Source organism: Piscinibacter gummiphilus (genome assembly GCF_002116905.1).
In the GTDB taxonomy this organism is placed as follows: Bacteria; Pseudomonadota; Gammaproteobacteria; order Burkholderiales; family Burkholderiaceae_C; genus Rhizobacter; species Rhizobacter gummiphilus.
This window is the reverse complement of record NZ_CP015118.1, coordinates 585950-611758: the sequence shown is the minus strand read 5'-3', so window position 1 is coordinate 611758 and position 25809 is coordinate 585950. Positions and strand designations below refer to the sequence as shown.

Annotated in this window: 26 protein-coding genes and 4 tRNA genes; 2 read left to right on the top strand and 28 right to left on the bottom strand. The window is 64.0% G+C overall.

What is annotated here, in order from left to right; genetic code table 11:
- Window positions 1–41: 41 nt before the first annotated feature.
- The 15 genes from rpsQ to rpsL form a co-directional block, all read right to left on the bottom strand.
- On the bottom strand, window positions 42–317 hold the full coding sequence (gene rpsQ, locus A4W93_RS02695; RefSeq protein WP_085749138.1) for a 30S ribosomal protein S17: 276 nt from the start codon (window positions 315–317) through the stop codon (window positions 42–44).
- Window positions 314–514 carry a 50S ribosomal protein L29 gene (gene rpmC / locus A4W93_RS02690; RefSeq protein WP_056668511.1) on the bottom strand — a complete coding sequence of 67 codons (201 nt, stop codon included), beginning with the start codon at window positions 512–514 and terminating at the stop codon, window positions 314–316. The genes rpsQ and rpmC overlap by 4 nt, the downstream gene beginning before the upstream one ends.
- 18 nt (window positions 515–532) lie before the next feature.
- Window positions 533–949: a 50S ribosomal protein L16 gene (gene rplP, locus A4W93_RS02685; RefSeq protein ID WP_085749137.1), complete on the bottom strand. Its 417-nt coding sequence runs from the start codon at window positions 947–949 to the stop codon at window positions 533–535.
- A 2-nt stretch (window positions 950–951) separates the two neighbouring features.
- Entirely contained in the window at window positions 952–1836 is an 885-nt protein-coding gene (gene rpsC / locus A4W93_RS02680; protein WP_085749136.1) for a 30S ribosomal protein S3, read from the bottom strand.
- A 13-nt stretch (window positions 1837–1849) separates the two neighbouring features.
- The gene (rplV, locus tag A4W93_RS02675; RefSeq protein WP_085754017.1) at window positions 1850–2179 is read right to left on the bottom strand and encodes a 50S ribosomal protein L22; all 330 of its coding nucleotides are present in this window, start codon (window positions 2177–2179) and stop codon (window positions 1850–1852) included.
- Window positions 2180–2188: 9 nt separating this feature from the next.
- The gene (gene rpsS, locus A4W93_RS02670; protein WP_085749135.1) at window positions 2189–2464 is read right to left on the bottom strand and encodes a 30S ribosomal protein S19; all 276 of its coding nucleotides are present in this window, start codon (window positions 2462–2464) and stop codon (window positions 2189–2191) included.
- A gap of 12 nt (window positions 2465–2476) precedes the next feature.
- Window positions 2477–3301, bottom strand: coding sequence for a 50S ribosomal protein L2 (rplB, locus tag A4W93_RS02665; RefSeq protein WP_056668527.1), 825 nt, complete (start codon window positions 3299–3301; stop codon window positions 2477–2479).
- On the bottom strand, window positions 3301–3615 hold the full coding sequence (gene rplW / locus A4W93_RS02660; RefSeq protein WP_056668530.1) for a 50S ribosomal protein L23: 315 nt from the start codon (window positions 3613–3615) through the stop codon (window positions 3301–3303). The genes rplB and rplW overlap by 1 nt, the downstream gene beginning before the upstream one ends.
- A complete protein-coding gene (rplD, locus tag A4W93_RS02655; RefSeq protein WP_085749134.1) occupies window positions 3612–4232 on the bottom strand; it encodes a 50S ribosomal protein L4 in 621 nt (206 codons plus the stop codon). Before rplD ends, rplW begins: the two co-directional genes overlap by 4 nt.
- Complete coding sequence (gene rplC, locus A4W93_RS02650) at window positions 4232–4906, bottom strand: 50S ribosomal protein L3 (RefSeq protein WP_085749133.1); 675 nt, start codon at window positions 4904–4906, stop codon at window positions 4232–4234. Before rplC ends, rplD begins: the two co-directional genes overlap by 1 nt.
- 199 nt (window positions 4907–5105) lie before the next feature.
- Entirely contained in the window at window positions 5106–5417 is a 312-nt protein-coding gene (gene rpsJ, locus A4W93_RS02645) for a 30S ribosomal protein S10 (protein ID WP_046110754.1), read from the bottom strand.
- 105 nt (window positions 5418–5522) lie between these two features.
- Window positions 5523–6713 carry an elongation factor Tu gene (gene tuf / locus A4W93_RS02640; protein ID WP_085749122.1) on the bottom strand — a complete coding sequence of 397 codons (1191 nt, stop codon included), beginning with the start codon at window positions 6711–6713 and terminating at the stop codon, window positions 5523–5525.
- Window positions 6714–6836: 123 nt separating this feature from the next.
- On the bottom strand, window positions 6837–8939 hold the full coding sequence (fusA, locus tag A4W93_RS02635) for an elongation factor G (RefSeq protein ID WP_085749132.1): 2103 nt from the start codon (window positions 8937–8939) through the stop codon (window positions 6837–6839).
- 70 nt (window positions 8940–9009) lie between these two features.
- Window positions 9010–9480 carry a 30S ribosomal protein S7 gene (gene rpsG / locus A4W93_RS02630; protein ID WP_025495256.1) on the bottom strand — a complete coding sequence of 157 codons (471 nt, stop codon included), beginning with the start codon at window positions 9478–9480 and terminating at the stop codon, window positions 9010–9012.
- 185 nt (window positions 9481–9665) lie between these two features.
- Window positions 9666–10043 carry a 30S ribosomal protein S12 gene (rpsL, locus tag A4W93_RS02625; protein ID WP_085749131.1) on the bottom strand — a complete coding sequence of 126 codons (378 nt, stop codon included), beginning with the start codon at window positions 10041–10043 and terminating at the stop codon, window positions 9666–9668.
- 407 nt (window positions 10044–10450) lie between these two features.
- Here rpsL and A4W93_RS02620 point away from each other — a divergent pair, with 407 nt between their 5' ends.
- Window positions 10451–10870, top strand: a complete 420-nt coding sequence (locus A4W93_RS02620; RefSeq protein ID WP_237357674.1) for a PIN domain-containing protein — start codon at window positions 10451–10453, stop codon at window positions 10868–10870.
- Between the two features lie 70 nt (window positions 10871–10940).
- Here the strand turns inward: A4W93_RS02620 and rpoC are convergent, their stop codons facing one another.
- From rpoC to A4W93_RS02555, 13 genes are all read right to left on the bottom strand, one after another.
- Entirely contained in the window at window positions 10941–15164 is a 4224-nt protein-coding gene (gene rpoC, locus A4W93_RS02615) for a DNA-directed RNA polymerase subunit beta' (protein ID WP_085749130.1), read from the bottom strand.
- An 11-nt stretch (window positions 15165–15175) separates the two neighbouring features.
- Window positions 15176–19300: a DNA-directed RNA polymerase subunit beta gene (gene rpoB, locus A4W93_RS02610; protein ID WP_085749129.1), complete on the bottom strand. Its 4125-nt coding sequence runs from the start codon at window positions 19298–19300 to the stop codon at window positions 15176–15178.
- 323 nt (window positions 19301–19623) lie between these two features.
- Complete coding sequence (rplL, locus tag A4W93_RS02605) at window positions 19624–20001, bottom strand: 50S ribosomal protein L7/L12 (protein ID WP_085749128.1); 378 nt, start codon at window positions 19999–20001, stop codon at window positions 19624–19626.
- Window positions 20002–20039: 38 nt separating this feature from the next.
- Window positions 20040–20564: a 50S ribosomal protein L10 gene (gene rplJ / locus A4W93_RS02600; protein WP_085749127.1), complete on the bottom strand. Its 525-nt coding sequence runs from the start codon at window positions 20562–20564 to the stop codon at window positions 20040–20042.
- Between the two features lie 293 nt (window positions 20565–20857).
- Window positions 20858–21565, bottom strand: a complete 708-nt coding sequence (gene rplA / locus A4W93_RS02595; protein ID WP_085749126.1) for a 50S ribosomal protein L1 — start codon at window positions 21563–21565, stop codon at window positions 20858–20860.
- A 2-nt stretch (window positions 21566–21567) separates the two neighbouring features.
- Window positions 21568–21999, bottom strand: coding sequence for a 50S ribosomal protein L11 (rplK, locus tag A4W93_RS02590; RefSeq protein WP_085749125.1), 432 nt, complete (start codon window positions 21997–21999; stop codon window positions 21568–21570).
- A 168-nt stretch (window positions 22000–22167) separates the two neighbouring features.
- On the bottom strand, window positions 22168–22752 hold the full coding sequence (gene nusG / locus A4W93_RS02585) for a transcription termination/antitermination protein NusG (RefSeq protein WP_085749124.1): 585 nt from the start codon (window positions 22750–22752) through the stop codon (window positions 22168–22170).
- Window positions 22753–22762: 10 nt separating this feature from the next.
- A complete protein-coding gene (gene secE, locus A4W93_RS02580) occupies window positions 22763–23146 on the bottom strand; it encodes a preprotein translocase subunit SecE (protein WP_085749123.1) in 384 nt (127 codons plus the stop codon).
- Between the two features lie 174 nt (window positions 23147–23320).
- Window positions 23321–23396: transfer RNA gene (locus A4W93_RS02575), tRNA-Trp, on the bottom strand.
- 13 nt (window positions 23397–23409) lie between these two features.
- Window positions 23410–24600 (bottom strand): elongation factor Tu, encoded by a 1191-nt coding sequence (tuf, locus tag A4W93_RS02570; protein WP_085749122.1) that lies wholly within the window; start codon window positions 24598–24600, stop codon window positions 23410–23412.
- 36 nt (window positions 24601–24636) lie between these two features.
- A tRNA-Thr gene (locus tag A4W93_RS02565) sits at window positions 24637–24711 on the bottom strand.
- Window positions 24712–24815: 104 nt separating this feature from the next.
- Window positions 24816–24889, bottom strand: a tRNA-Gly gene (locus A4W93_RS02560).
- 77 nt (window positions 24890–24966) lie between these two features.
- A tRNA-Tyr gene (locus tag A4W93_RS02555) sits at window positions 24967–25051 on the bottom strand.
- 164 nt (window positions 25052–25215) lie between these two features.
- On the opposite strand from A4W93_RS02555, the gene A4W93_RS02550 reads away from it, so the two are divergent.
- Entirely contained in the window at window positions 25216–25809 is a 594-nt protein-coding gene (locus A4W93_RS02550; RefSeq protein ID WP_085749121.1) for an outer membrane beta-barrel protein, read from the top strand.

Sequence of the window (25809 nt, the reverse complement as noted above, 5' to 3'; positions counted from 1 at the left end):
CGGAAACCCTCCGGAGAGGTTTCCCGCAAGCCGGGCGTCGATCAGACCTCGCGGGCCTTCTCGACCAGACGGGTGACCGTCCAGGCCTTCGTCTTCGAGATCGGACGGCATTCCGAGATCTCGACGACGTCGCCCATCTTGTACTCGCCCTTTTCGTCGTGCGCGTGGTACTTGCTGGTCTTGGCAACGATCTTGCCGTACAGCTCGTGCTTCGTGCGACGCTCGACGAGCACCGTGATCGACTTGCTGCGCTTGTCGCTCACGACGCGGCCGATGAGGGTACGCGTGTTCTTCTCAGTGGCTTGCGTGGCGCTCATTTCGCGGCCTCCTTCTTCTTCTGAGCCAGGATGGTCTTGGCGCGCGCGATGTCACGACGGGTGTTGCCAAGCGTCGTGTGGTTCGTGAGCTGCTGCGTGGCCTTCTGCATGCGCAGGCCGAAGTGGGCCTTCAGGAGGTCGGCGACCTCCTTTTCGAGGCCGGCGACGTCCTTGGCGCGGAGTTCAGATGCTTTCATGTCGTTCTCCGTGCGGGCTCAAGCGCCCACCTGGCGGGACACGAAGGTGGTGCTCAGCGGCAGCTTGGCCGAGGCCAGCTTGAACGCTTCGCGGGCCAGCTCTTCAGGCACGCCGTTGATTTCGTAGAGCACCTTGCCCGGCTGGATCTCAGCCACGTAGTACTCGGGGTTGCCCTTGCCGTTACCCATCCGGACTTCGGCGGGCTTCTGCGAGATGGGCTTGTCCGGGAAGATGCGGATGAAGATGCGGCCACCGCGCTTGATGTGACGCGAGATCGCCCGACGAGCGGCTTCGATCTGGCGAGCGGTGATGCGGCCGCGCTCCGTGGCCTTCAGGCCGAAGTCGCCGAACGACACTGCGGCGCCACGGGTGGCGACGCCGGTGTTACGGCCCTTCTGTTCCTTGCGGTATTTTCTGCGTGCGGGTTGCAGCATGCTTATTCTCCTTTGCCTTCGCCGCCAGCGGCTGCGTCAGGGCCCGGGGCCTTGCGCACGCGCTTCACGGCGGCGGTCTTCGCGCCATCACCAGCCGGTGCGGCGGCTGCAGGGGCAGCGCCATCACGGGGACCACGGTCGCCACCCGGGCGGCCACGGCCACCCGGAGCGCCCGGACGGTCGCCGGGACGCGCGTTGCGGCGCGGACGGCGATCATCCTCGGCACCCGGCGGGGTGGCGAGCGTGGGCGCTTCGCCATTGGCGAGGCGGTCACCACGGTAGACCCAGCACTTCACGCCGATGATGCCGTAGGTCGTCTTGGCTTCGGAGAAGCCATAGTCGATGTCGGCCTTCAGCGTGTGGAGGGGCACGCGACCTTCGCGGTACCACTCGCAACGTGCGATTTCGATGCCGTTCAGGCGGCCCGACGACATCAGCTTGATGCCTTGGGCGCCCAGGCGCATCGCGTTCTGCATGGCGCGCTTCATGGCGCGACGGAACATGATGCGCTTTTCCAGCTGCTGCGTGATGCTGTCGGCGATCAGCTGTGCATCGACTTCAGGCTTGCGCACTTCTTCGATGTTGACAGCGACCGGCACGCCGAGGCGGCGGGTCAGCTCGGCCTTCAGGTTCTCGATGTCCTCGCCCTTCTTGCCGATCACGACGCCCGGACGAGCCGAGAAGATCGTGATGCGCGCGTTCTTGGCGGGGCGCTCGATCAGGATGCGCGAGACGGCCGCGCTCTTGAGCTTCGCCTTCAGGTATTCGCGAACCTTCAGGTCTTCGGCCAGCATGGTGGCGAAGTTGGCGTTCGACGCGTACCAGCGCGACGCCCAGTTGCGCGTCACCGGCAGGCGGAACCCGGTGGGGTGAATCTTTTGTCCCATGGTGCTATGCGCCTCAGTTGCCGACAGTGATGTAGATGTGGGCGGTGGGCTTGCTGATGCGGTTGCCGCGGCCCTTGGCGCGCGCGGAGAAACGCTTCAGCGTGGCACCTTGCTCCACAAAGATCGTCTTGACCTTGAGCTCGTCGATGTCAGCGCCATCGTTGTGCTCGGCGTTGGCGATCGCGGACTCGAGGGCCTTCTTGATGATGCCGGCAGCCTTCTTGGGGGTGAACGTCAGGATGTTGAGCGCCTGGTCCACCTTCTTGCCGCGGACGAGGTCAGCCACCAGCCGACCCTTGTCGGCAGAGAGGCGGACACCGCGAACGATTGAACGGGTTTCCATCGTCATTCCTTATTTCTTGGCCTTCTTGTCGGCCGGGTGCCCCTTGAACGTGCGCGTGAGCGCAAATTCGCCGAGCTTGTGGCCGACCATCTGGTCGGTGACATACACGGGGACGTGCTGCTTGCCGTTGTGCACGGCAATCGTCACACCGATGAAATCCGGAAGGATGGTCGAACGACGCGACCAGGTCTTGATCGGCTTCTTGTCCTTCGTGGCGACAGCCTTCTCGACCTTGGCCTGAAGGTGATGGTCGACGAACGGACCTTTTTTGAGCGAACGGGTCATTGTGGCGGCCCCTTACTTCTTGCGACGCGAAACGATGAACGTCTGCGTGCGCTTGTTGTTGCGAGTGCGGTAGCCCTTGGTGAGGGTGTTCCACGGCGACACAGGCGCCTGGCCCTCGCCGGTACGGCCTTCACCACCACCGTGCGGGTGATCCACCGGGTTCATGGCAACGCCACGGACCGTCGGGCGGATGCCCTTCCAACGGATCGCACCGGCCTTGCCGTACTGGCGCAGGCTGTGCTCTTCGTTCGACACTTCGCCGATCGTGGCGCGGCAGTCGATGTGGATCTTGCGCACTTCACCCGAGCGCAGGCGAACCTGCGCGTACGTGCCTTCACGGGCCAGCAGCGTGGTCGACGTGCCCGCCGAACGCGCGATCTGGGCACCCTTGCCGGGCAGCAGTTCGATGCAGTGGATGATCGAACCCACCGGGATGTTGCGGATCGGCAGCGTGTTGCCAGCCTTGATCGGCGCTTCGGCGCCGCTCAGGACGGTGGAACCCACTTCAAGACCGCGCGGGGCGATGATGTAGCGGCGCTCGCCGTCGGCGTAGCACACCAGCGCGATGTGCGCCGTGCGGTTCGGGTCGTACTCGATGCGCTCGACCTTCGCGGGGATACCATCCTTGTTGCGCACGAAGTCGACGACACGGTAGTGGTGCTTGTGACCACCGCCCTTGTGGCGGATCGTGATGTGGCCGTTGTTGTTGCGGCCGGCGTGCTGGAACTGCGGCTCCAGCAGCGACGCTTCAGGCTTGCCCTTGTGGAGGTGCTTGTGCACCACCTTCACCACGGCACGGCGGCCGGGCGACGTCGGTTTGACTTTGATGACGGCCATTACGCGGCCTCCCCGGAGAAGTTGAGCTCCTGGCCAGCCTTCAGCGACACGTACGCCTTCTTGACGTGGTCGCGGCGGCCGATGGAACGGCCGAAGCGCTTGACCTTGCCCTTTTGCACCACGGTCTGGACGGACTCGACTTCGACCTTGAACAGCAGTTCAACGGCGGCCTTGATTTCAGGCTTGGTCGCGTCGCGCAGGACCTTGAACAACACCTGGTTGTTCTTCTCGGCAACGGAAGTGGCTTTTTCGGAAACGATCGGCGCCACCAGCACCTGGGCCAGACGGCCCTCATCATGCTTCACGGTGCTCATCCCAGCATCTCCTTGAGTTGCTCGATCGCACCCTTCGTCACGAGCACCTTCTTGAAGTGCACGAGCGACAGCGGATCGGCGTAGCGCGGCTCGACCACGAGGACGTTGGCGAGGTTGCGCGAAGCCAGCAGCAGGTTGTCGTCGAGCTGGTCGGCGATGACCAGCACGGATTCGAGGCCCATGGCCTTGAACTTGGCAGCCAGCAGCTTGGTCTTCGGGGCATCGACCGTCAGCGAGTCGACGACGGCCAGGCGGCCTTCGCGAGCGAGCTGCGAGAAGATGGCGGCCATGCCGGCGCGGTACATCTTCTTGTTGATCTTCTGCGTGAAGTTCTCGTCGGGCATGTTCGGGAAAATCCGACCACCCCCGCGCCACAGCGGCGACGACGACATACCGGCGCGGGCGCGGCCCGTGCCCTTTTGACGCCACGGCTTCTTCGTGGTGTGCTTGACCTGTTCGCGGTCCTTCTGGGCGCGCGTGCCTTGGCGAGCATTCGCCTGGTACGCGACGACGACCTGGTGGACCAGCGCTTCGTTGTAATCACGGCCGAACACGGTGTCCGGCGCGTCGACCTTCGACGAAGCCTGACCTTGTTCGTTCAGGAGCTCGAGCTGCATCAGTTGGCTCCTTCTTTCTTCGCCTTGACCTTGACCGCGGGGCTGACGACCACGTGGCCGTTCTTGGCACCCGGCACGGCGCCGCGCACCAGCAGCAGCTGGCGGGCTTCGTCGATGCGGACGATGTCGAGGTTCTGGATGGTCTTGGTCACGTCACCGCGGTGGCCGGACATCTTCTTGCCCGGGAACACGCGACCCGGATCCTGGGCCATCGAGATCGAGCCCGGCACGTTGTGCGAACGGCTGTTGCCGTGCGACGCGCGCTGCGAGCCGAAGTTGTGGCGCTTGATCGTGCCGGTGAAGCCCTTGCCGATCGAGGTGCCCTGCACGTCGACGAGCTGGCCCACGGCGAACGTGGTCACGGGGACTTGCGCGCCGGGCTTGAAGCCAGCGGCGACATCAGCGGCGACACGGAACTCCTTCAGGAGTTCGCCAGCTTCGACACCCGCCTTGGCGAGGTGGCCGGCTTCCGGCTTGCTGACGCGGGATGCCTTGCGGGCACCGAACGCCACCTGGACGGCAGCGTAGCCGTCGGTCTCTGCGGTTTTGACCTGGGTCACACGGTTGTTCGACACGTCGAGCACCGTCACGGGCACGGCGTCGCCGTCGTCCGTGAAGATGCGCATCATGCCCACCTTGCGGCCCAGCAATCCGAGGCGATTGCTAAGACTCATGGTTTTTCTCCAGCCCCTTGCGGAGCCTTTGTTTCACATCCCCGACATCGATTGGTCGGGCTGACTTCTTGGCGTACCCCCCGAAAGGAGCCGCCAAATGGGTTTCGCAACCCACGAGTTCACACCCGTGGATTGCGGAAAGCCTGCGAGTGTAGCAGATGAAGCGCGCTTTGCAACGCGCCCCACCGGCGACACGGTATTACTGCAGCTTGATCTCGACGTCGACGCCGGCCGGCAGGTCGAGTTTCATCAGCGCGTCGACCGTCTTGTCGGTCGGATCGACGATGTCCATCAGACGCTGGTGCGTGCGGATCTCGAACTGGTCGCGCGAGGTCTTGTTGACGTGCGGCGAACGCAGGATGTCGAAGCGCTGCATGCGGGTCGGCAGGGGCACGGGACCACGGACGATCGCGCCGGTGCGCTTGGCGGTGTCGACGATTTCCAGGGCCGATTGGTCGATCAGCTTGTAATCGAAGGCCTTCAGGCGGATGCGGATCTTTTGCTTTTGCATGATGTTTCCTTAAAGAGCGATGCGGCCCGCCATTCCGGGGGGCCGCGATGAGAAGGCCTGGACCCGCGGACTCACCGCGAACCGGGCCCCATCACACAAAGTGGATCAGGCGAGGATCTTGGCAACCACGCCGGCGCCGACGGTGCGGCCACCTTCACGGATGGCGAAGCGCAGGCCTTCTTCCATCGCGATCGGGGCGATCAGCTTCACGGTGATGCTGACGTTGTCGCCAGGCATGACCATTTCCTTGTCGGCCGGCAGCTCCACGGCACCGGTCACGTCCGTCGTGCGGAAGTAGAACTGCGGGCGGTAGTTGTTGAAGAACGGCGTGTGACGGCCACCCTCTTCCTTCGACAGCACGTAGATCTCGGCCGTGAAGTGGGTGTGCGGCTTCACGCTGCCCGGCTTGCACAGCACTTGGCCGCGCTCGACGTCTTCACGCTTCGTGCCGCGCAGCAGGATGCCCACGTTGTCGCCAGCTTGACCTTGGTCCAGCAGCTTGCGGAACATTTCCACGCCCGTGCAGGTCGTCTTCTGCGTGTCGCGGATGCCCACGATCTCGATTTCTTCGCCGACCTTGATGATGCCGCGCTCGACGCGACCCGTCACCACCGTGCCACGACCCGAGATCGAGAACACGTCTTCCACCGGCATCAGGAAGGCGCCGTCAACGGCACGTTCCGGCGTCGGGATGTAGGTGTCCAGCGCTTCGGCCAGCTTCAGGATCGCGCCTTCGCCCAGCTCGCCCTTGTCGCCTTCCATGGCCAGCTTCGCCGAGCCCTTGACGATCGGGGTGTTGTCGCCCGGGAAGTCGTACTTGTCCAGGAGCTCGCGCACTTCCATTTCGACCAGCTCGAGCAGCTCGGCGTCGTCGACCATGTCGCACTTGTTCAGGAACACGATGATGTAAGGCACGCCCACCTGGCGGGCCAGCAGGATGTGCTCACGGGTCTGGGGCATCGGGCCGTCAGCGGCCGAGCACACCAGGATCGCGCCGTCCATCTGGGCAGCACCCGTGATCATGTTCTTCACATAGTCGGCGTGGCCCGGGCAGTCCACGTGAGCGTAGTGGCGGTTGGCCGTCTCGTACTCGACGTGCGCGGTGTTGATCGTGATGCCACGCGCCTTTTCTTCCGGCGCCGCGTCGATCTGGTCGTACGCCTTGGCTTCGCCGCCGAACTTCGTCGACAGGACCGTCGTGATCGCGGCCGTCAGCGTCGTCTTGCCATGGTCCACGTGGCCGATGGTGCCGACGTTGACGTGCGGCTTGGTCCGTTCGAATTTACCTTTTGCCATTTCAGATTCTCCAGATAAAGAGCACTGCCAGTGCGATGTTTAAGGTCTCCGGACCGGGTGCTCGTCCGTTCGCCACTGGCAGCGAACGGCACCTGGCCGAAGACCGGCTGGGTCTAGCGTTGTTTACTTGCCGCGAGCGGTGATGATCGCGTCGACCACGTTCTTCGGAGCTTCGCTGTAGTGCTTGAACTCCATCGTGTACGTGGCACGACCTTGCGACATCGAGCGCAGCGTGGTCGAGTAGCCGAACATTTCCGACAGCGGAACTTCAGCCTTGATCTGCTTGCCGCCGCCAGGCATGTCGTCCATGCCCTGCACGAGGCCGCGACGGGACGACAGGTCGCCCATCACGTTGCCGGCGTAGTCTTCCGGCGTTTCCACTTCCACGGCCATCATCGGCTCGAGGATCACCGGCGTGGCCTTGCGGCAGGCTTCCTTGAAGCCCATCGAGGCGGCCATCTTGAACGCGTTTTCGTTCGAGTCCACTTCGTGGTACGAACCGAAGGTCAGCGTGACCTTCACGTCCACGACCGGGTAGCCGGCCAGCACGCCGTTCGGCAGCGTGTCTTCCACGCCCTTCTTGACCGCGGGAATGAATTCGCGGGGCACCACACCGCCCTTGATGGCGTCGACGAATTCGAAGCCCTTGCCCGGCTCCTGCGGCTCGACCGTCAGCACGACGTGGCCGTACTGGCCCTTGCCGCCCGACTGGCGAACGAACTTGCCTTCGACGTCGGTGGCGGTCTTGCGGATGGTTTCGCGGTAGGCCACCTGCGGCTTGCCGACGTTGGCTTCCACGCCGAATTCGCGCTTCATGCGGTCGACGATGATTTCCAGGTGGAGCTCGCCCATGCCGGAAATGATGGTCTGGCCCGACTCTTCGTCGGTGCGCACGCGGAACGACGGGTCTTCCTGGGCCAGGCGGCCAAGGGCGATGCCCATCTTTTCCTGGTCGGCCTTGGTCTTCGGCTCGACGGCCTGCGAGATCACCGGCTCCGGGAAGATCATCTTCTCGAGCGTGATGATGGCGTCCGGATCGCACAGGGTTTCGCCCGTGGTCACTTCCTTCAGGCCCACGCAGGCGGCGATGTCGCCGGCCAGAATTTCCTTGATTTCCTCGCGCTGGTTCGCGTGCATCTGCAGGATCCGGCCGATGCGCTCCTTCTTGCCGCGGATCGGGTTGTAGACCGAGTCGCCGGACTTCAGCACGCCCGAGTACACGCGCACGAACGTCAGCTGGCCGACGTACGGGTCGGTCATCAGCTTGAACGCCAGGGCGGCGAACTTCTCGTCGTCGGAGGCCTTGCGGGTGACTTCCTTGTCGTCGTCGTCGGTGCCCGGGACCGGGGGAATATCGATCGGCGAGGGCATGAAGTCGATCACGCCGTCGAGCATGCGCTGCACGCCCTTGTTCTTGAAGGCGGTGCCGCAGAACATCGGCTGGATTTCAGCGGCGATGGTGCGCAGGCGGATGCCCTTCTTGATCTCTTCCTCGGTCAGCTCGCCCGACTCGAGGTACTTGTTCATCATGTCTTCGCTGGCTTCGGCAGCCGCTTCGACGAGGTTTTCGCGCCACTTGGTGGCATCGGCCTGCAGGTCGGCAGGGATGTCTTCGTAGTTGAACTTCATGCCCTGGGACGCTTCGTCCCAGATGATCGCCTTCATCTTGATGAGGTCGATCACGCCCTTGAAGTTTTCCTCGGCGCCGATCGGCAGCACGACGGGCACCGGGTTCGCGCGCAGGCGAACCTTCATCTGCTCGTAGACCTTGTAGAAGTTCGCGCCGGTGCGGTCCATCTTGTTGACGAACGCGAGGCGGGGAACCTTGTACTTGTTGGCCTGGCGCCAGACGGTTTCCGATTGCGGCTGCACGCCACCCACGGCGCAGTACACCATGCAGGCGCCGTCGAGCACGCGCATCGAACGCTCCACCTCGATGGTGAAGTCGACGTGCCCGGGGGTGTCGATGATGTTGATGCGGTGTTCCGGATGGTTGAGCTCCATGCCCTTCCAGAAGCAGGTCGTCGCGGCCGACGTGATCGTGATGCCGCGCTCTTGTTCCTGCTCCATCCAGTCCATCGTTGCGGCGCCGTCGTGCACCTCACCGATCTTGTGGTTCACACCGGTGTAGTACAGGATGCGCTCGGTCGTCGTGGTCTTGCCGGCGTCGATGTGAGCCGAGATGCCGATGTTGCGATAGCGCTCGATGGGGGTCTTGCGGGCCATGGTGGCACTCCAGAAACTGAAACGCGCCCGGCGGCCACATGGCCGAACGGGCTGCGTCGGGACTAAAGATTTAGAAGCGGAAGTGAGAGAAGGCCTTGTTGGCTTCAGCCATGCGGTGCACTTCGTCGCGCTTCTTCATCGCACCACCGCGGCCTTCGACGGCTTCCAGCAGCTCGTTCGCGAGACGCTGGGCCATCGACTTCTCGCCGCGCTTGCGGGCCGATTCCTTCAGCCAGCGCATGGCCAGGGCCACGCGGCGGACGGGGCGAACTTCCACGGGAACTTGGTAGTTCGCACCGCCAACGCGGCGGGACTTCACTTCGACCATCGGCTTGATGTTGTTCAGAGCCACGGTGAAGATTTCGAGCGGATCCTTGCCCGACTTCTTCTCCACTTGCTCCAGGGCGCCGTAGATGATGCGTTCTGCAACGGCCTTCTTGCCCGATTCCATGATGACGTTCATGAACTTGGACAGATCGACGGACCCGAACTTCGGATCAGGCAGGATTTCCCGTTTGGGGACTTCGCGACGACGAGGCATTTCTCTTCCTTCTGCTTCAGTTGGCGCAACGTTTCCGCTGCACCGCGGACAACCACGCTTTGGCTGCCCACTTACTTGGTGACCACGAGGGGTTCACCACACATCCGGCCAGCTTGACGCTTGACCGTGACAACTTGATTTTCTTCTCACACCGGAGCCACAGCGGACTCCAAGGCCTTTGAGAATCAGGCCTTCTTCGGGCGCTTCGCGCCGTACTTGGAACGCGCCTGCTTGCGGTCTTTCACGCCTTGCAGGTCGAGCGAACCGCGCACGATGTGGTAACGCACACCCGGCAAGTCCTTCACCCGGCCGCCACGAACCAGCACGACGCTGTGTTCCTGGAGGTTGTGGCCTTCGCCGCCGATGTAGGAAATGATTTCGAAGCCGTTGGTCAGACGAACCTTGGCAACCTTGCGGAGTGCGGAGTTCGGCTTCTTCGGCGTCGTGGTGTACACGCGGGTGCACACGCCACGGCGCTGGGGACCACCCTGCAGCGCCGGCGATTTGGACTTCGTGACCTCGGTCTCGCGACCGTGACGCACGAGTTGATTGATGGTAGGCATTTGGTAACTTGTTCCCGTTTGAAGTCACACGGCGCCCCGGCCAATGATGGCACCCGGGTGAAGGACCCACCTGGGCTGGAGCGCTTTGAGCTTGTCTTTCCCTTCAGGTTGCCGGAGCCCTCGCCGGGCGTTGAGACCCGGAAGCCGGCCCGAAGCCGCAAGCGATTGCGGTGAGCCGCCCGACAAAGAGCGCAGCAAAATCTGCTGAAAAGCCTGCGATTATATGGCTGGGGCGAAGCAGCCGCAAGCAACCCGGCCTTTCCCGGAGGAAACAGGCCATCCGCCCGGGGAAACGCCCCGTCCGCGGCGCTCCACCGCCCGCCCGAAACAACCCGAACGCGTGATTTTCACGCGCCTGAACGACCGTGTCACTGCCCCTTCCCCCGTCTCCGCCATCGGCACCGCTGTTGTGCGCCGTCATCGACACCAACGTGCTGATGGACTGGCTAGTGTTCCGCAACCCGGGGTGCGCGCCCCTGGTCGAAGCCCTCGAGGCGGGCCGGTTCCGCTGGATCGCGACCCAGGCGATGCGCGACGAACTCGCCCACGTGCTGGGGCGCGGTGTGGCGAGCACCTACTCACCCGACCGGGCCGTGATCGACGAGGCGTGGACGCGCTGGGCGCACTTCGTCGAACCGCCCCTCCCCACCCTCGTGCCGCGCCTGCGCTGCACCGACCGGGACGACCAGAAGTACATCGACCTGGCGCTGCACGGCGCCCGGTGGCTGATCACCCGCGACCGCGCCGTGCTCAAGCTCGGCAAACGCGCCGCCGCGCTCGGCGTGGTCTTCACGACACCGGAGCGCTGGACCCCGCCCGAGGCCTGAAACGAAAAAAGGGTGGCCGAGGCCACCCTTTCGAGTCGAGCGAGGGGGCGGTCGCCCGCCCCTCTCCGGCTTACTCCGTCGAATCGCCGGCGGCGTCCGCCGTCGAGTCGATCGCGTCGGCCGACACGAACACCTCGGCTTCCGCCGCGGAGATCGCACGGCGCTCGGCGTCGTCCAGCTCTTCCTTGACCTTGCGGGCGTCGTGGAAGGCCATGCCGGTGCCGGCGGGGATCAGGCGACCCACGATGACGTTTTCCTTCAGGCCACGCAGCTCGTCGCGCTTGCCCATGATGGCAGCCTCGGTGAGCACGCGCGTGGTTTCCTGGAAGGACGCCGCGGAGATGAAGCTGTCGGTCGACAGCGACGCCTTCGTGATGCCCAGGAGCACGTCGCTGTGGGTGGCGATCAGCTTGCCTTCCGAACGCAGCTTGTCGTTCGTGTCAAGCAGCTCCGAACGCTCCACCTGTTCGTTGGCGATGTAGGTGCTGTCGCCCGGATCGACGATCTGCACACGACGGAGCATCTGGCGAACGATCACCTCGATGTGCTTGTCGTTGATCTTCACGCCCTGCAGGCGGTAGACGTCCTGCACTTCGTCGACGATGTAGCGCGCCAGTTCCTCGATGCCCAACAGGCGCAGGATGTCCTGCGGGTCCGCCGGACCGTCGACGATGGACTCGCCCTTGTTCACCACCTGGCCTTCGTGCACCAGGATGTTCTTTTCCTTGGCGACGAGTTCCTCGTAGACCTTGCCTTCCGGATCGGTGATCTGCAGGCGAACCTTGCCCTTCGTCTCCTTGCCGAACGACACCGTGCCGGTCATCTCGGCCAGCGTGCCCTTGTCCTTCGGCGTGCGCGCCTCGAACAGTTCGGCCACGCGCGGCAGACCGCCGGTGATGTCACGGGTCTTCTGGCCTTCCACCGGGATGCGTGCGAGCACTTCACCCGGGGCGAGGTCCTGGCCGTCGCGGATCTGGATCAGCGAGCCCACCTGGAAGCCGATGGTCACCGAGTGGTCGGTGCCAGGGATCTTCACTTCGTTGCCTTGCGGGTCGAGCAGCTTGACCTGCGGACGCACCACCTTCAGGGCACCGCGGCGCTTCGCGTCGATCACGACGAGGGTCGACAGGCCGGTCACTTCGTCCAGCTGCTTCGCCACGGTCAGGCCTTCTTCGACGTTCTCGAAGACGGCACGGCCGGCGAACTCGGTGATGATCGGGCGGGTCAGCGGGTCCCACGTGGCGAGCACCAGGCCGGCCTTGATGGACTGGTCGGCCTTGATGTTCAGCACGGCGCCGTACGGCACCTTGTGGCGCTCGCGCTCGCGGCCGTGCGGGTCCGACACCACGATCTCGCCGGAGCGCGAGATCACGACGAGCTCGCCCTTGCCGTTGGTCACGTAGCGCATCGTCGGGTTGAACCCGATGATGCCGTCCGACTTCGCATCGACGCTCGAGGCCACCGCTGCACGCGACGCAGCGCCACCGATGTGGAACGTGCGCATCGTCAGCTGCGTGCCCGGTTCGCCGATCGACTGCGCAGCGATCACGCCCACGGCTTCGCCGCGGTTCACGAGGCCGCCACGGCCCAGGTCGCGGCCGTAGCACTTGCCGCACAGGCCGAAGCGCGTGTCGCAGGTGAGTGCGGTACGGACCTTGACTTCGTCGACGCCGGCGGCTTCGAGGTCGTCCAGCGAGTCCTCGTCGAGCAGCTTGCCCGCGGGGATCAGCACCTCACCCGTTTCCGGATGCTGCACCTCGATGGCCGTCACGCGGCCGAGGATGCGGTCGCGCAGGCTTTCGATGACTTCACCACCCTCGACCAGCGCGCGCATGTTCATGCCGTTCTGGGTGCCGCAATCGTCTTCCGTGACCACCAGGTCCTGGGTCACGTCGACGAGACGGCGGGTCAGGTAGCCGGAGTTCGCGGTCTTCAGCGCCGTGTCCGCGAGACCCTTCCGGGCGCCGTGGGTGGAGATGAAGTACTGCAGGACGTTCAGGCCTTCGCGGAAGTTCGCCGTGATGGGCGTCTCGATGATCGAGCCGTCCGGCTTGGCCATCAGGCCGCGCATGCCGGCCAGCTGGCGGATCTGCGCGGCGGAACCGCGCGCACCGGAGTCGGCCATCATGTAGATGGAGTTGAACGACTCCTGGTCCACCTGCTTGCCATGGCGGTCCGTGGTCTTCTGCTTGGACAGCTGGCTCATCATGACCTTGCCGACTTCGTCGCCGGTCTTGCCCCAGATGTCCACGACCTTGTTGTAGCGCTCGCCAGCGGTCACGAGACCGGAGACGTACTGCTGCTCGATCTCCTTGACTTCCTTCTCGGCGCGTTCGATCAGCGTGTGCTTTTCCTTCGGCACGAGCATGTCGTCGATCGCGATCGAGATGCCGGCGCGCGTGGCCAGGCGGAAGCCCGACTGCAGCAGCTTGTCGGCGAAGATCACCGTTTCCTTCAGACCGCACTTGCGGAACGAAGTGTTGATCAGGCGCGAGATTTCCTTCTTCTTCAGCGCCTTGTTGATGTTCGAGAACGGCAGGCCCTTCGGCAGGATCTCGGACAGCAGGGCACGGCCGACGGTGGTGTCGACGAGCTTGGTCTCGGGCGTGAACTCACCGGTTTCGCGGTTCTTGGTCCACTCGGTCAGGCGCACGCTGATCTTGGCGGTGATCTCGACCTGGGCGTTGTCGAGCGCGCGCTGCACTTCGATCACGTCGGAGAAGATGATGCCTTCGCCGCGGCCGTTGATGCGCTCGCGGGTCGCGTAGTACAGACCCAGCACCACGTCCTGCGACGGCACGATCGACGGTTCGCCGTTGGCCGGGAACAGCACGTTGTTGGAGGCCAGCATCAGCGTGCGGGCTTCCATCTGCGCTTCGATCGACAGCGGCACGTGGACGGCCATCTGGTCACCGTCGAAGTCGGCGTTGAACGCGGCGCAGACCAGCGGGTGCAGCTGGATGGCCTTGCCTTCGATCAGCACCGGCTCGAACGCCTGGATGCCCAGGCGGTGCAGCGTCGGCGCGCGGTTCAGCATGACCGGGTGTTCCTTGATGACTTCCTCAAGGATGTCCCACACGACCGGCGTGCCCGATTCCACTTCCTTCTTCGCCGCCTTGATGGTGGTGGCGATGCCCATGGCTTCCAGGCGCGAGAAGATGAACGGCTTGAACAGTTCGAGCGCCATCAGCTTCGGCAGGCCGCACTGGTGCAGCTTGAGCGTCGGGCCCACCACGATGACCGAACGGCCCGAGTAGTCGACGCGCTTGCCCAGCAGGTTCTGACGGAACCGGCCGCTCTTGCCCTTGATCATGTCGGCGAGCGACTTCAGCGCGCGCTTGTTCGCACCGGTCATCGCCTTGCCGCGACGGCCGTTGTCGAGCAGCGAGTCCACCGCTTCCTGCAGCATGCGCTTTTCGTTGCGCACGATGATCTCCGGCGCCTTCAGTTCGAGCAGGCGGGCCAGGCGGTTGTTGCGGTTGATGACGCGACGGTAGAGGTCGTTCAGGTCCGACGTGGCGAAACGGCCACCGTCCAGCGGCACCAGCGGACGCAGGTCCGGCGGCAGCACGGGCAGCACGTTCATCACCATCCAGTTCGGCTTGATGCCGGACTTCTTGAAGGCCTCCATGACCTTCAGGCGCTTGGAGTTCTTCTTGACCTTGAGCTCGGAGCCGGTCATGTCGCCGCGCAGGCGTTCGATCTCGACGTCGAGGTCGATCTCGGCCAGCAGCTTCTGAACGCCCTCGGCGCCCATCAGCGCGATGAACTCGTCACCGAATTCCGTGCGCTTCTGGTCGTAGTCGTCCTCGGACATGATGCTGAACTTCTTCAGCGGGGTCATGCCCGGGTCCACCACCACGTACGCTTCGAAGTACAGCACGCGCTCGATGTCGCGCAGCGTCATGTCGAGCACGAGGCCCAGACGCGACGGCAGCGACTTCAGGAACCAGATGTGCGCGCAGGGCGCGGCGAGGTCGATGTGACCCATGCGCTCGCGGCGCACCTTGGTCTGCGTGACTTCGACGCCGCACTTCTCGCAGATCACGCCACGGTGCTTCAGGCGCTTGTACTTGCCGCACAGGCACTCGTAGTCCTTGATCGGGCCGAAGATCTTGGCGCAGAACAGGCCGTCACGCTCAGGCTTGAACGTGCGGTAGTTGATGGTCTCCGGCTTCTTGACTTCGCCGAAGGACCACGACCGAATTTTCTCGGGGGAAGCCAGTCCGATCTTGATGGCATCGAAATGCTCATCAGGGGTGAACTGGCGGAAGAGATCAAGCAAACCCTTCATACATCTCTCCTTTAGTTGCGCTCGAGTTCAATGTCGATGCCGAGCGAACGGATCTCTTTGACCAGCACGTTGAACGATTCCGGCATGCCGGCCTCGATGGCGTGCTCGCCCTTGACGATGCTCTCGTACACCTTGGTGCGGCCGTTCACGTCGTCGGACTTCACGGTCAGCATTTCCTGCAGCACGTACGACGCGCCGTAGGCTTCCAGGGCCCACACTTCCATTTCGCCGAAACGCTGGCCACCGAACTGGGCCTTGCCGCCCAGCGGTTGCTGCGTGACGAGCGAGTACGGACCGGTGGAACGGGCGTGCATCTTGTCGTCGACCAGGTGGTGCAGCTTCAGCACGTGCATGTAGCCGACCGTGACCGGACGCTCGAAGGCGTCCCCGGTGCGGCCGTCGTACAGCTGGGCTTGCGTGCGCGAGTCGGTCAGGCCCTTGGCCTTCGCGATGTCGTCCGGGTAGGCCAGCTTCAGCATGCCGCGGATTTCCTCTTCCTTCGCGCCGTCGAACACCGGCGTCGCGAACGGCACGCCCTTGCTCAGGTTGCGCGACATCTCGAGGATCTCGTCATCGCTCAGGTGGTCCAGGCGCTCGGTCTTGCCGCCCGACTTGTTGTAGAGCTCGTCGAGGAACTTGCGCAGTTCGGCGATCTTGGCCTGCTCCTGCAGCAGCGCGCCGATGCGCTCGCCGATGCCCTTGCCGGCCCAGCCGAGGTGAACCTCGAGCACCTGGCCGACGTTCATCCGCGACGGCACGCCCAGCGGGTTCAGCACGATGTCGCACGGGGTGCCGTCGGCCATGTACGGCATGTCTTCAACCGGGTTGATCTTGGAGACCACGCCCTTGTTGCCGTGACGGCCGGCCATCTTGTCACCAGGCTGCAGGCGGCGCTTGACGGCCAGGTACACCTTGACCATCTTGAGCACGCCCGCGGGCAGCTCGTCGCCTTGCGTGAGCTTCTTGCGCTTCTCTTCGAACGCGAGGTCGAAGCTGTGGCGCGTCTGCTCCAGCGAGTTCTTGATGGACTCGAGCTGGTTGGCGATGTCGTCTTCCGCCGGGCGGATGTCGAACCAGTGGTAGCGCTCGACGCTCGCCAGGTACGGCTTGTCGATGGCCGTGCCCTTGGCGATCTTCTGCGGGCCACCGTTGGCGATGCGGCCGACCAGGAGCTTCTCGATCCGGTCGAACGCGTCGGCTTCCACGATGCGCAGCTGGTCGTTCAGGTCGAGGCGGTAGCGCTTCAGTTCATCGTCGATGATCTGCTGGGCGCGCTTGTCGCGCACGATGCCTTCACGGGTGAACACCTGCACGTCGATGACGGTGCCGCTCGTGCCCTGGTCGACACGCAGCGACGTGTCCTTCACGTCCGAGGCCTTCTCGCCGAAGATGGCGCGCAGCAGCTTCTCTTCCGGGGTCAGCGTGGTCTCGCCCTTCGGCGTGACCTTGCCCACCAGCGTGTCGCCCGGGTTCACTTCGGCACCCACGTACACGATGCCCGATTCGTCCAGGCGGGCCAGTTGCTGCTCGCTCAGGTTCGGGATGTCGCGCGTGATTTCTTCCGAGCCCAGCTTGGTGTCGCGCGCCATCACCACCAGTTCCTCGATGTGGATCGAGGTGTAGCGGTCTTCGGCGATGACACGTTCGCTGATCAGGATCGAGTCTTCGAAGTTGTAGCCGTTCCAGGGCATGAACGCGACCAGCATGTTCTGGCCGAGGGCCAGTTCGCCGATGTCGGTGGACGCGCCGTCGGCGATGATGTCCTCCGCAGCCACCTGGTCGCCGCGCTTGACGATCGGACGCTGGTGGATGTTCGTGTTCTGGTTGGAACGCTGGTACTTGATCAGGTTGTAGATGTCGACGCCGACTTCACCCGCCACCGTTTCCTTGTCGTTGACGCGGATCACGATGCGGTTGGTGTCGACGTAGTCCACCACGCCACCACGGCGGGCGGCCACCACGGTGCCCGAGTCCTTCGCGGCCACGCGTTCCACGCCGGTACCGACCAGCGCCTTTTCGGGACGCAGGGTGGGCACGGCCTGGCGCTGCATGTTGGCGCCCATCAGCGCGCGGTTCGCGTCGTCGTGCTCGAGGAACGGCACGAGCGAGGCGGCGACCGACACGATCTGGGTCGGGGCGACGTCCATGTACTGGATGCGCTCGGCCGAGGTCAGCACCGATTCGCCGTTGTCACGGGCGCTCACCAGCTCGTCGATCAGGCGGCCTTCTTCGTCCAGCGTGGCCGAGGCCTGCGCGATGACGTACTTGCCTTCCTCGATGGCCGAGAGGTAGTCGATCTGGTTCGTGACCTTGCCTTCCGTCACGCGACGGTACGGCGTTTCCAGGAAGCCGTACTCGTTCAGCTGGGCGTACAGCGCGAGCGAGTTGATCAGGCCGATGTTCGGGCCTTCCGGCGTTTCGATCGGGCACACGCGGCCGTAGTGGGTCGGGTGCACGTCGCGGACTTCGAAGCCGGCACGTTCGCGGGTCAGACCGCCCGGGCCCAGGGCCGAGACGCGGCGCTTGTGCGTGATCTCGGAGAGCGGGTTGGTCTGGTCCATGAACTGCGACAGCTGCGACGCGCCGAAGAACTCCTTCAGCGCCGCGGAGATCGGCTTGGAGTTGATCAGGTCGTGCGGCATCAGCGCTTCGGTCTCGGCCTGGCCGAGGCGTTCCTTGACGGCCTTCTCGATGCGGGCGAGGCCCGAGCGGTACTGGTTCTCGGCCAGTTCGCCCACGCAACGCACACGGCGGTTGCCGAGGTGGTCGATGTCGTCCACTTCGCCACGGCCGTTGCGCAGCTCGACGAGGATCTTCACCACGTCGAGGATGTCGTCGTTGCTGAGGGTCATCGGACCTTCGGCGGTGTCGCGGCCCACGCGGGCGTTGAACTTCATGCGGCCCACGCGCGACAGGTCGTACGTGTCGGCGTTGTAGAACAGCCGGTTGAAGAGGGCCTCGACGGCGTCTTCGGTCGGCGGCTCGCCGGGGCGCATCATGCGGTAGATGGCGACGCGCGCGGCCAGCTGGTCTGCCGTTTCATCGGTGGCCAGCGTCTGCGAGATGTAGGCGCCTTCGTCCAGTTCGTTGGTGTAGAGGCACTGCAGGTCCTTCACACCGGCCTGGCGCAGCTTCTTCAGCAGCGTTTCGGTCAGCTCGTCGTTGGCCTTCGCGATGATCTCGCCCGTGTCCGGGTCGACCATGTTGCGCGCCACCACGCGGCCCACGAGGAAGTCCTCGGGCACGCTGATGAACTGGGTTTCCGACTGTTCGATCTGGCGCGTGTGGCGCGCCGTGATCCGCTTGTCCTTCTCGACGACGACGGCACCGTTCTTGTCGGTGATGTCGAAGCGGGCGATTTCACCGCGCAGGCGATCCGCGACGAACTCCATCTGGGCACCGGAGTCCATCAAGCGGAAGTTGTCGAACACGAAGAAGTGCGCGAGGATCGATTCCGGGTTCAGGCCGATGGCCTTCAGCAGGATCGTGACCGGCATCTTGCGGCGGCGGTCGACGCGGAAGTACAGGATGTCCTTCGGGTCGAACTCGAAGTCGAGCCACGAGCCACGGTACGGAATGATGCGGGCCGAGAACAGCAGCTTGCCGCTCGAGTGGGTCTTGCCCTTGTCGTGTTCGAAGAACACGCCCGGCGAACGGTGCAGCTGGGACACGATCACGCGTTCCGTGCCGTTCACGATGAAGGAACCGTAGTCGGTCATCAGGGGCACTTCGCCCATGTAGACCTCTTGTTCCTTGATTTCCTTGACCGTCTTCGCCTGGGGCGATTCACGGTCATAGATGATCATCTGCAGCTTGGCGCGCACGGCGGCCGCGTAGGTCAGCCCGCGCAGCTGGCACTCCCGCGTGTCGAACGCCGGCTTGGCCATGTTGAACTCGATGAATTTCATCTCGACGAACCCGTTGTGCGAAACAATGGGGAACGCGGAAATGAAGGCGGCCTGCAGGCCTTCCGGCTTGCGCTTCTGCGGCGGCACGTCCTTCTGGAGGAAGGCGACGTACGACTCCTTCTGCATCGTCAGCAGATAGGGGACGTTGAGGACATTTTCGCGTTTACCGAAGCTCTTGCGGATCCGCTTGCGCTCGGTATAGCTGTAGGGGGTTGTATGCTGCGCCATATGTGATTTCTCACTCCGTCTCAGGGAACGATGCCCGGGCCCAGGGCGCCGTCCCCGAAGGCGACTGTCTTTCGAACCTTGCGTTCGAAGCTTGGTGGTTGGCCACTACCAACCGCTGGCGGACAACCCCGGCATTGCACCGAGGCCCGACCAAACCCGTTCTCTGCAGTCGGATCAGAGAACACTTGGAAAAGCCTTCGATTGTTGCTCGGAAGGCTTTTTCAGGTGTCCTCCAAGGGGAATTGCCTCGAAAAGGCGGGTTCCCCTGGAAGCGCAAAAGGCTGGGGGCCTGTTCGGCACCCAGCCCCCTGCGGCGAACGCAATTACTTGAGTTCGGCCTTGGCGCCGGCTTCCACCAGCTTCTTGACCGCGGCTTCCGCGTCGGCCTTGGCGATGGCTTCCTTGACGTTCTTCGGAGCGCCGTCGACCAGGTCCTTGGCTTCCTTCAGGCCCAGGCCCGTCAGTTCGCGCACGGCCTTGATGACCGAAACCTTGTTCGCGCCGGCGTCCAGCAGGACGACGTTGAACTCGGTCTTCTCTTCAGCGGCCGGGGCAGCAGCGCCGCCGCCACCGCCGCCCGGGGCTGCCACGGCAGCAGCGGACACGCCGAACTTCTCTTCGATGGCCTTGACCAGTTCGTTGAGTTCCAGGACGGACATGGAGTCCAGGGAGGACAGGAAAGCGTCTTTATCGAATGCCATTTTGGGTTCCTAAGATAGGTGAATGTTGAATCGGAAGATCAGGCTGCAGCGGCTTCGGCAGCAGGCGCTTCGGCGCCGCCACCCTTCTTGTCCGCCACGGCCGCGAGGGCGCGAGCGAAACGCGCGATCGGGGACTGCAGCAGCCCGGCGACCTGCGTCAGCAGCACTTCCTTCGACGGCACGGCGGCCAGAGCCTTCACGCCATCGGCGTTCAGGGCCTTGCCGTTGAGCGCACCGGCCTTGATGACCAGCTTGTCGTTGCCCTTGGCGAAGTCAGCGATGACTTTCGCTGCGGCGACAGCGTCTTCCGAAAAACCGTAGATCAGCGGGCCGACCATGCTCTCCGACGCCACCTCGAACGGCGTGCCAGCGACGGCACGGCGAGCCAGGGTGTTCTTCAGCACGTGAAGGTACACGCCCTTTTCGCGAGCCTGCTTGCGCAGTGCGTCCAGGTGAGCGACGGTGAGGCCACGGTATTCAGCCAGCGCGAGCGTTTGCGACTTGGCCGCCTGGGCCGCCACATCCGTCACGACGGTTGCTTTCTCGTTGCGATTGAGACTCAAGGTCTACTCCTCACATCTCGTGCCTTCGAACCCGCCTCGTGGGAGACGGGCCCTCCGGCACACTCAAAATCAGCGACCTTCTGTCCAGGAACCCATCTTGCGGATTCATTCCTTTTCAGCGGGACCGCCATCTGCGCGGGTTCCAGGTCATGGTCCTTGCGGACCCGTCCCCGGGATTAAGCGGCTTTCGCCACACCTGCGGTCTTGGATGACCCGGGCCCGGAGCGAACTCCGGATCCGGCCCACCAAACTCATCAGGTCCGCGCCAGACTCGCGCGGACCCTCGATTCACATCAGTTCGAGGCGGTTGCCGCGATCGACGCGACGTCCACGCGGGCACCCACGCCCATCGTCGACGAGACGGCGACCTTGCGCAGGTACACACCCTTGCTCGACGCCGGCTTGGCCTTGTTCAGGGCTTCGACGAGCGCGCGGAGGTTGCCCACCAGCTTGTCGGAGTCGAACGAACGGCGACCGATGGTCGAGTGCACGATGCCGGCCTTGTCGACGCGGAACTGCACTTGACCGGCCTTGGCGTTGCGGACGGCTTGCGCCACGTCCGGCGTCACCGTGCCGACCTTCGGGTTCGGCATCAGGCCACGGGGGCCGAGGATCTGGCCGAGGGTACCGACGACACGCATGGTGTCCGGCGAGGCGATCACGACGTCGAAGGGCATGTCGCCAGCCTTGACGCGCTCGGCCAGGTCTTCCATGCCGACGACGTCGGCGCCGGCGGCGCGGGCTTCTTCAGCCTTGGCACCTTGGGCGAACACGGCGACGCGCTTGGTCTTGCCGGTGCCGTTCGGCAGCACGACGGCGCCACGCACGACCTGGTCGGACTTCTTCGCATCGATGCCGAGTTGCACGGCGACGTCGATCGATTCATCGAACTTGGCGGTGGCGAATTCCTTCACCAGGGCCAGCGCGTTGTCGATCGGGTACAGCTTGGTCGAGTCGACCTTGCCCACGAGGGCCTTTTGGCGCTTGGTCAGCTTTGCCATGATCAGATCCCTTCCACCGTCACGCCCATCGAACGGGCGGTACCTGCGATCGTGCGGACACCGGCTTCCAGATCGGCTGCCGTGAGGTCCTTCTGCTTCATCTTGACGATTTCCTCGACCTGGGCGCGGCTCAGCTTGCCCACCTTGACGGTGTGGGGCGTGCTGGAAGCCTTGTCGAGCTTGAGCGCCTTCTTGATCAGGACGGTCGCCGGGGGCGACTTCAGAACGAAGGTGAACGACTTGTCCGCGAACGCGGTGATCACCACGGGCAGCATCAGGCCCGGTTCGATGCCTTGGGTCTGCGCGTTGAACGCCTTGCAGAACTCCATGATGTTCAGACCGCGCTGACCCAGCGCCGGACCGACCGGGGGCGACGGGTTGGCTTTACCCGCCGGGATTTGCAGCTTGATGTAGCCGACAACTTTCTTGGCCATGCTCTACTCCAGTGAAGGCCCGACCTGCGGGCCCCTGAGTGCTAACGCAAAGGGCTGGTTACCTTTGCTCCTCTTGCCGTCATCTCGTCGACGGCTGGCTACGGGCGGGAAAGGCAACGTCCTTGCGGTCGCCGCGGGCCTCCTGCCAGGGCCCTTGTCTTTGCAGGGTCAGACCTTCTCGACCTGCGAGAAGTCCAGCTCCACCGGGGTGGCACGACCGAAGATCGTGACCGAGACGCGCACCTTCGACTTGTCGTAGTTGACGTCTTCCACCGCACCGTTGAAGTCGGTGAACGGGCCTTCCTTGACGCGCACGGTCTCGCCCACTTCCCACTCGACCTTCGGACGCGGCTTCTCGACACCCTCTTGCATCTGGGTGACGATCTTGGCGACCTCGGCTTCCGAGATGGGGGACGGGCGGTTCTTCGCGCCACCCACGAAGCCGGTCACCTTGCTGGTGTGCTTCACCAGGTGCCAGGTGTCGTCGGCCATTTCCATCTCGACCAGCACGTAGCCCGGGTAGAAGCGGCGCTCGGTCACGGCCTTCTTGCCGTTCTTGAGCTCGACGACTTCTTCCATCGGCACGAGGATGCGGCCGAACTTGTCCTGCATGCCGGCGCGATCGATGCGCTCGCGCAGGTTGCGCTCGACGGCCTTTTCCATGCCCGAATAGGCGTGGACGACGTACCAGCGTTTGTTGGAAGGCGCCGGCGCGGGTGCGGCGGCGTCGGTGATTGCGATGTCTTCGCTCATCAGTGTTTCCTCAGTGCTTCCAACCGAGAATCAGGTCGTACAGCACCCATTCGAGCGTCTTGTCCGTCAGGAACAGGAACAAGGCCATGACGATGACGAACGCGAACACGTACAGCGTCATCTGCCCGGCTTCCTTGCGGGTAGGCCAGACGACCTTCTTCACCTCGCGCACGGAATCGCGGCCGAAGGCGATCAGCTGCTTGCCCGGCTCGGACACGAAGAACGTGGCGACCGCGGCGGCCAGCAGCACCAGCAGCGCGCCGACGCGCATCCACAGCTCCTGCTTGCCGAGCACGTAGAACACGGCCACGGCGGCAATGACCAGGATGCCCGCGACCGCGAGCTTGGCCTTGTCGGCCCCGGTAGAGACCGTTTCGATTTGCGGATTCGACATTTCGCTTCGTCAGATTGTTGCGAGCCGCGGCTTGACGCCGCTGCCCGGTCACTCACACTCGATTTCGTTCACTCGAAACACGGGCTGCCCTTCAGCAGCAAAGCCCGCCGAGGTCGAAACCTTCGTGCGGGCTGCCGTGATCACCAGGAGAAGGACTTTTTCAGGACCCTGACCTGGCAGGGGCGGGGGGAATCGAACCCACAACCTCTGGTTTTGGAGACCAGCGCTCTGCCAATTGAGCTACACCCCTGTGGTAACCGATATCAGGCGAGGATCTTGGCAACCACGCCGGCGCCGACGGTGCGGCCACCTTCACGGATGGCGAAGCGCAGGCCTTCTTCCATCGCGATCGGGGCGATCAGCTTCACGGTGATGCTGACGTTGTCGCCAGGCATGACCATTTCCTTGTCTGCCGGCAACTCCACGGCACCGGTCACGTCCGTCGTGCGGAAGTAGAACTGCGGGCGGTAGTTGTTGAAGAACGGCGTGTGACGGCCGCCCTCTTCCTTCGACAGCACGTAGATCTCGGCCGTGAAGTGGGTGTGCGGCTTCACGCTGCCCGGCTTGCACAGCACTTGGCCGCGCTCGACGTCTTCACGCTTCGTGCCGCGCAGCAGGATGCCCACGTTGTCGCCGGCTTGACCTTGGTCCAGCAGCTTGCGGAACATTTCCACGCCCGTGCAGGTCGTCTTCTGCGTGTCGCGGATGCCCACGATCTCGATTTCTTCGCCGACCTTGATGATGCCGCGCTCGACGCGACCCGTCACCACCGTGCCACGACCCGAGATCGAGAACACGTCTTCCACCGGCATCAGGAAGGCGCCGTCAACGGCACGTTCCGGCGTCGGGATGTAGGTGTCCAGCGCTTCGGCCAGCTTCAGGATCGCGCCTTCGCCCAGCTCGCCCTTGTCGCCTTCCATGGCCAGCTTCGCCGAGCCCTTGACGATCGGGGTGTTGTCGCCCGGGAAGTCGTACTTGTCCAGGAGTTCGCGCACTTCCATTTCGACCAGCTCGAGCAGCTCGGCGTCGTCGACCATGTCGCACTTGTTCAGGAACACGATGATGTAAGGCACGCCCACCTGGCGGGCCAGCAGGATGTGCTCGCGGGTCTGGGGCATCGGGCCGTCAGCGGCCGAGCACACCAGGATCGCGCCGTCCATCTGGGCGGCGCCCGTGATCATGTTCTTCACATAGTCGGCGTGGCCCGGGCAGTCCACGTGAGCGTAGTGGCGGTTGGCCGTCTCGTACTCGACGTGCGCGGTGTTGATCGTGATGCCACGCGCCTTTTCTTCCGGCGCCGCGTCGATCTGGTCGTACGCCTTGGCTTCGCCGCCGAACTTCGTCGACAGGACCGTCGTGATCGCGGCCGTCAGCGTCGTCTTGCCATGGTCCACGTGGCCGATGGTGCCCACGTTCACGTGGGGCTTGGTCCGTTCGAATTTGCCTTTTGCCATTTTCTGCTCCTTGCCGTCGACGTCGACCACAAAACTTGGTGCCCATAGCGCGGATCGAACGCGCGACCTCTCCCTTACCAAGGGAGTGCTCTACCACTGAGCCATATGGGCAGGGTACCTGCTACCGTCACCGGTACAGGCTTGACCACCTCGCGATGATCAAGCCTGTACGGGCCTCGCCGGGCACATCACCAAATTCATCGAAGCGAACGACGTGGAGCGGGAGACGGGAATCGAACCCGCGTCATTAGCTTGGAAGGCTAGGGTTCTACCATTGAACTACTCCCGCCCGGGAGCCCCTCGGACACCACCTTGCGGCGGCACTCGCGAGAGTCGAACACTTCTGTCAAACCGAATTCGGCGCTGTGGTGGAGGGGGCTGGATTCGAACCAGCGTACTCAAAGAGGGCAGATTTACAGTCTGCTGCCATTAACCACTCGGCCACCCCTCCGCAGCGAACTCGGGAGTATACATCGTCAGAAGTCGGCTGGCAACGGTTCTGCGCACGAGTCGTCATGACGAGCCCTTCTTCCCGCATTGTGCCCCTCAGGTCCGGACACCTCCACCCGATAATCCGCAAGCCCTTACCCCTGTCATCACGAAAGCAGAACACCCATGAAAAGAACCCTCGCGGGCCTCACCGGCGCCCTGCTCCTGGCCGGCGCGGCCCACGCCCAGCAACGCCCCGGTGGCGACGTCCGGCCCTTCCTGGGCTTCGGCCTCACGTACGGGGGCGACAAACTCGAGTCCTTCGACTTCAGCAACGACACCAGCAGCACCGTGCGGGCCGGCAACCTCGTCGACCTGAAGGCCGGCGTCGACTTCCTCGTGGGCGGCCCGTTCTCGATGCAGGCCAGCATCGGCTACCACTTCGACGGCGTGAACGGCTCCAACGGCGACTACTCGTTCAGCCGCGTGCCGTTCGAGTTCCTCGGCTACTACAGCATCAACCCGCAGTTCCGCATCGGCGGCGGCGTGCGCCAGTCGTTCGACGCCCACGTCGACTCGAACGGCGTGGTGGGCGGCCTCGACTCCAGCTTCGACGCCAAGACCGGCTTCGTGGTCGAGGCCGAGTACTTCCCGTGGCACCGCATCGGCATCAAGTTCCGCGCGGTCAGCGAGAAGTTCGAAGGCAAGGACGGCGTGTACCGCGGCCAGAAGTTCGACGGCTCGCACGCCGGCGTCTACGGCGTCTTCTACTTCAACTGA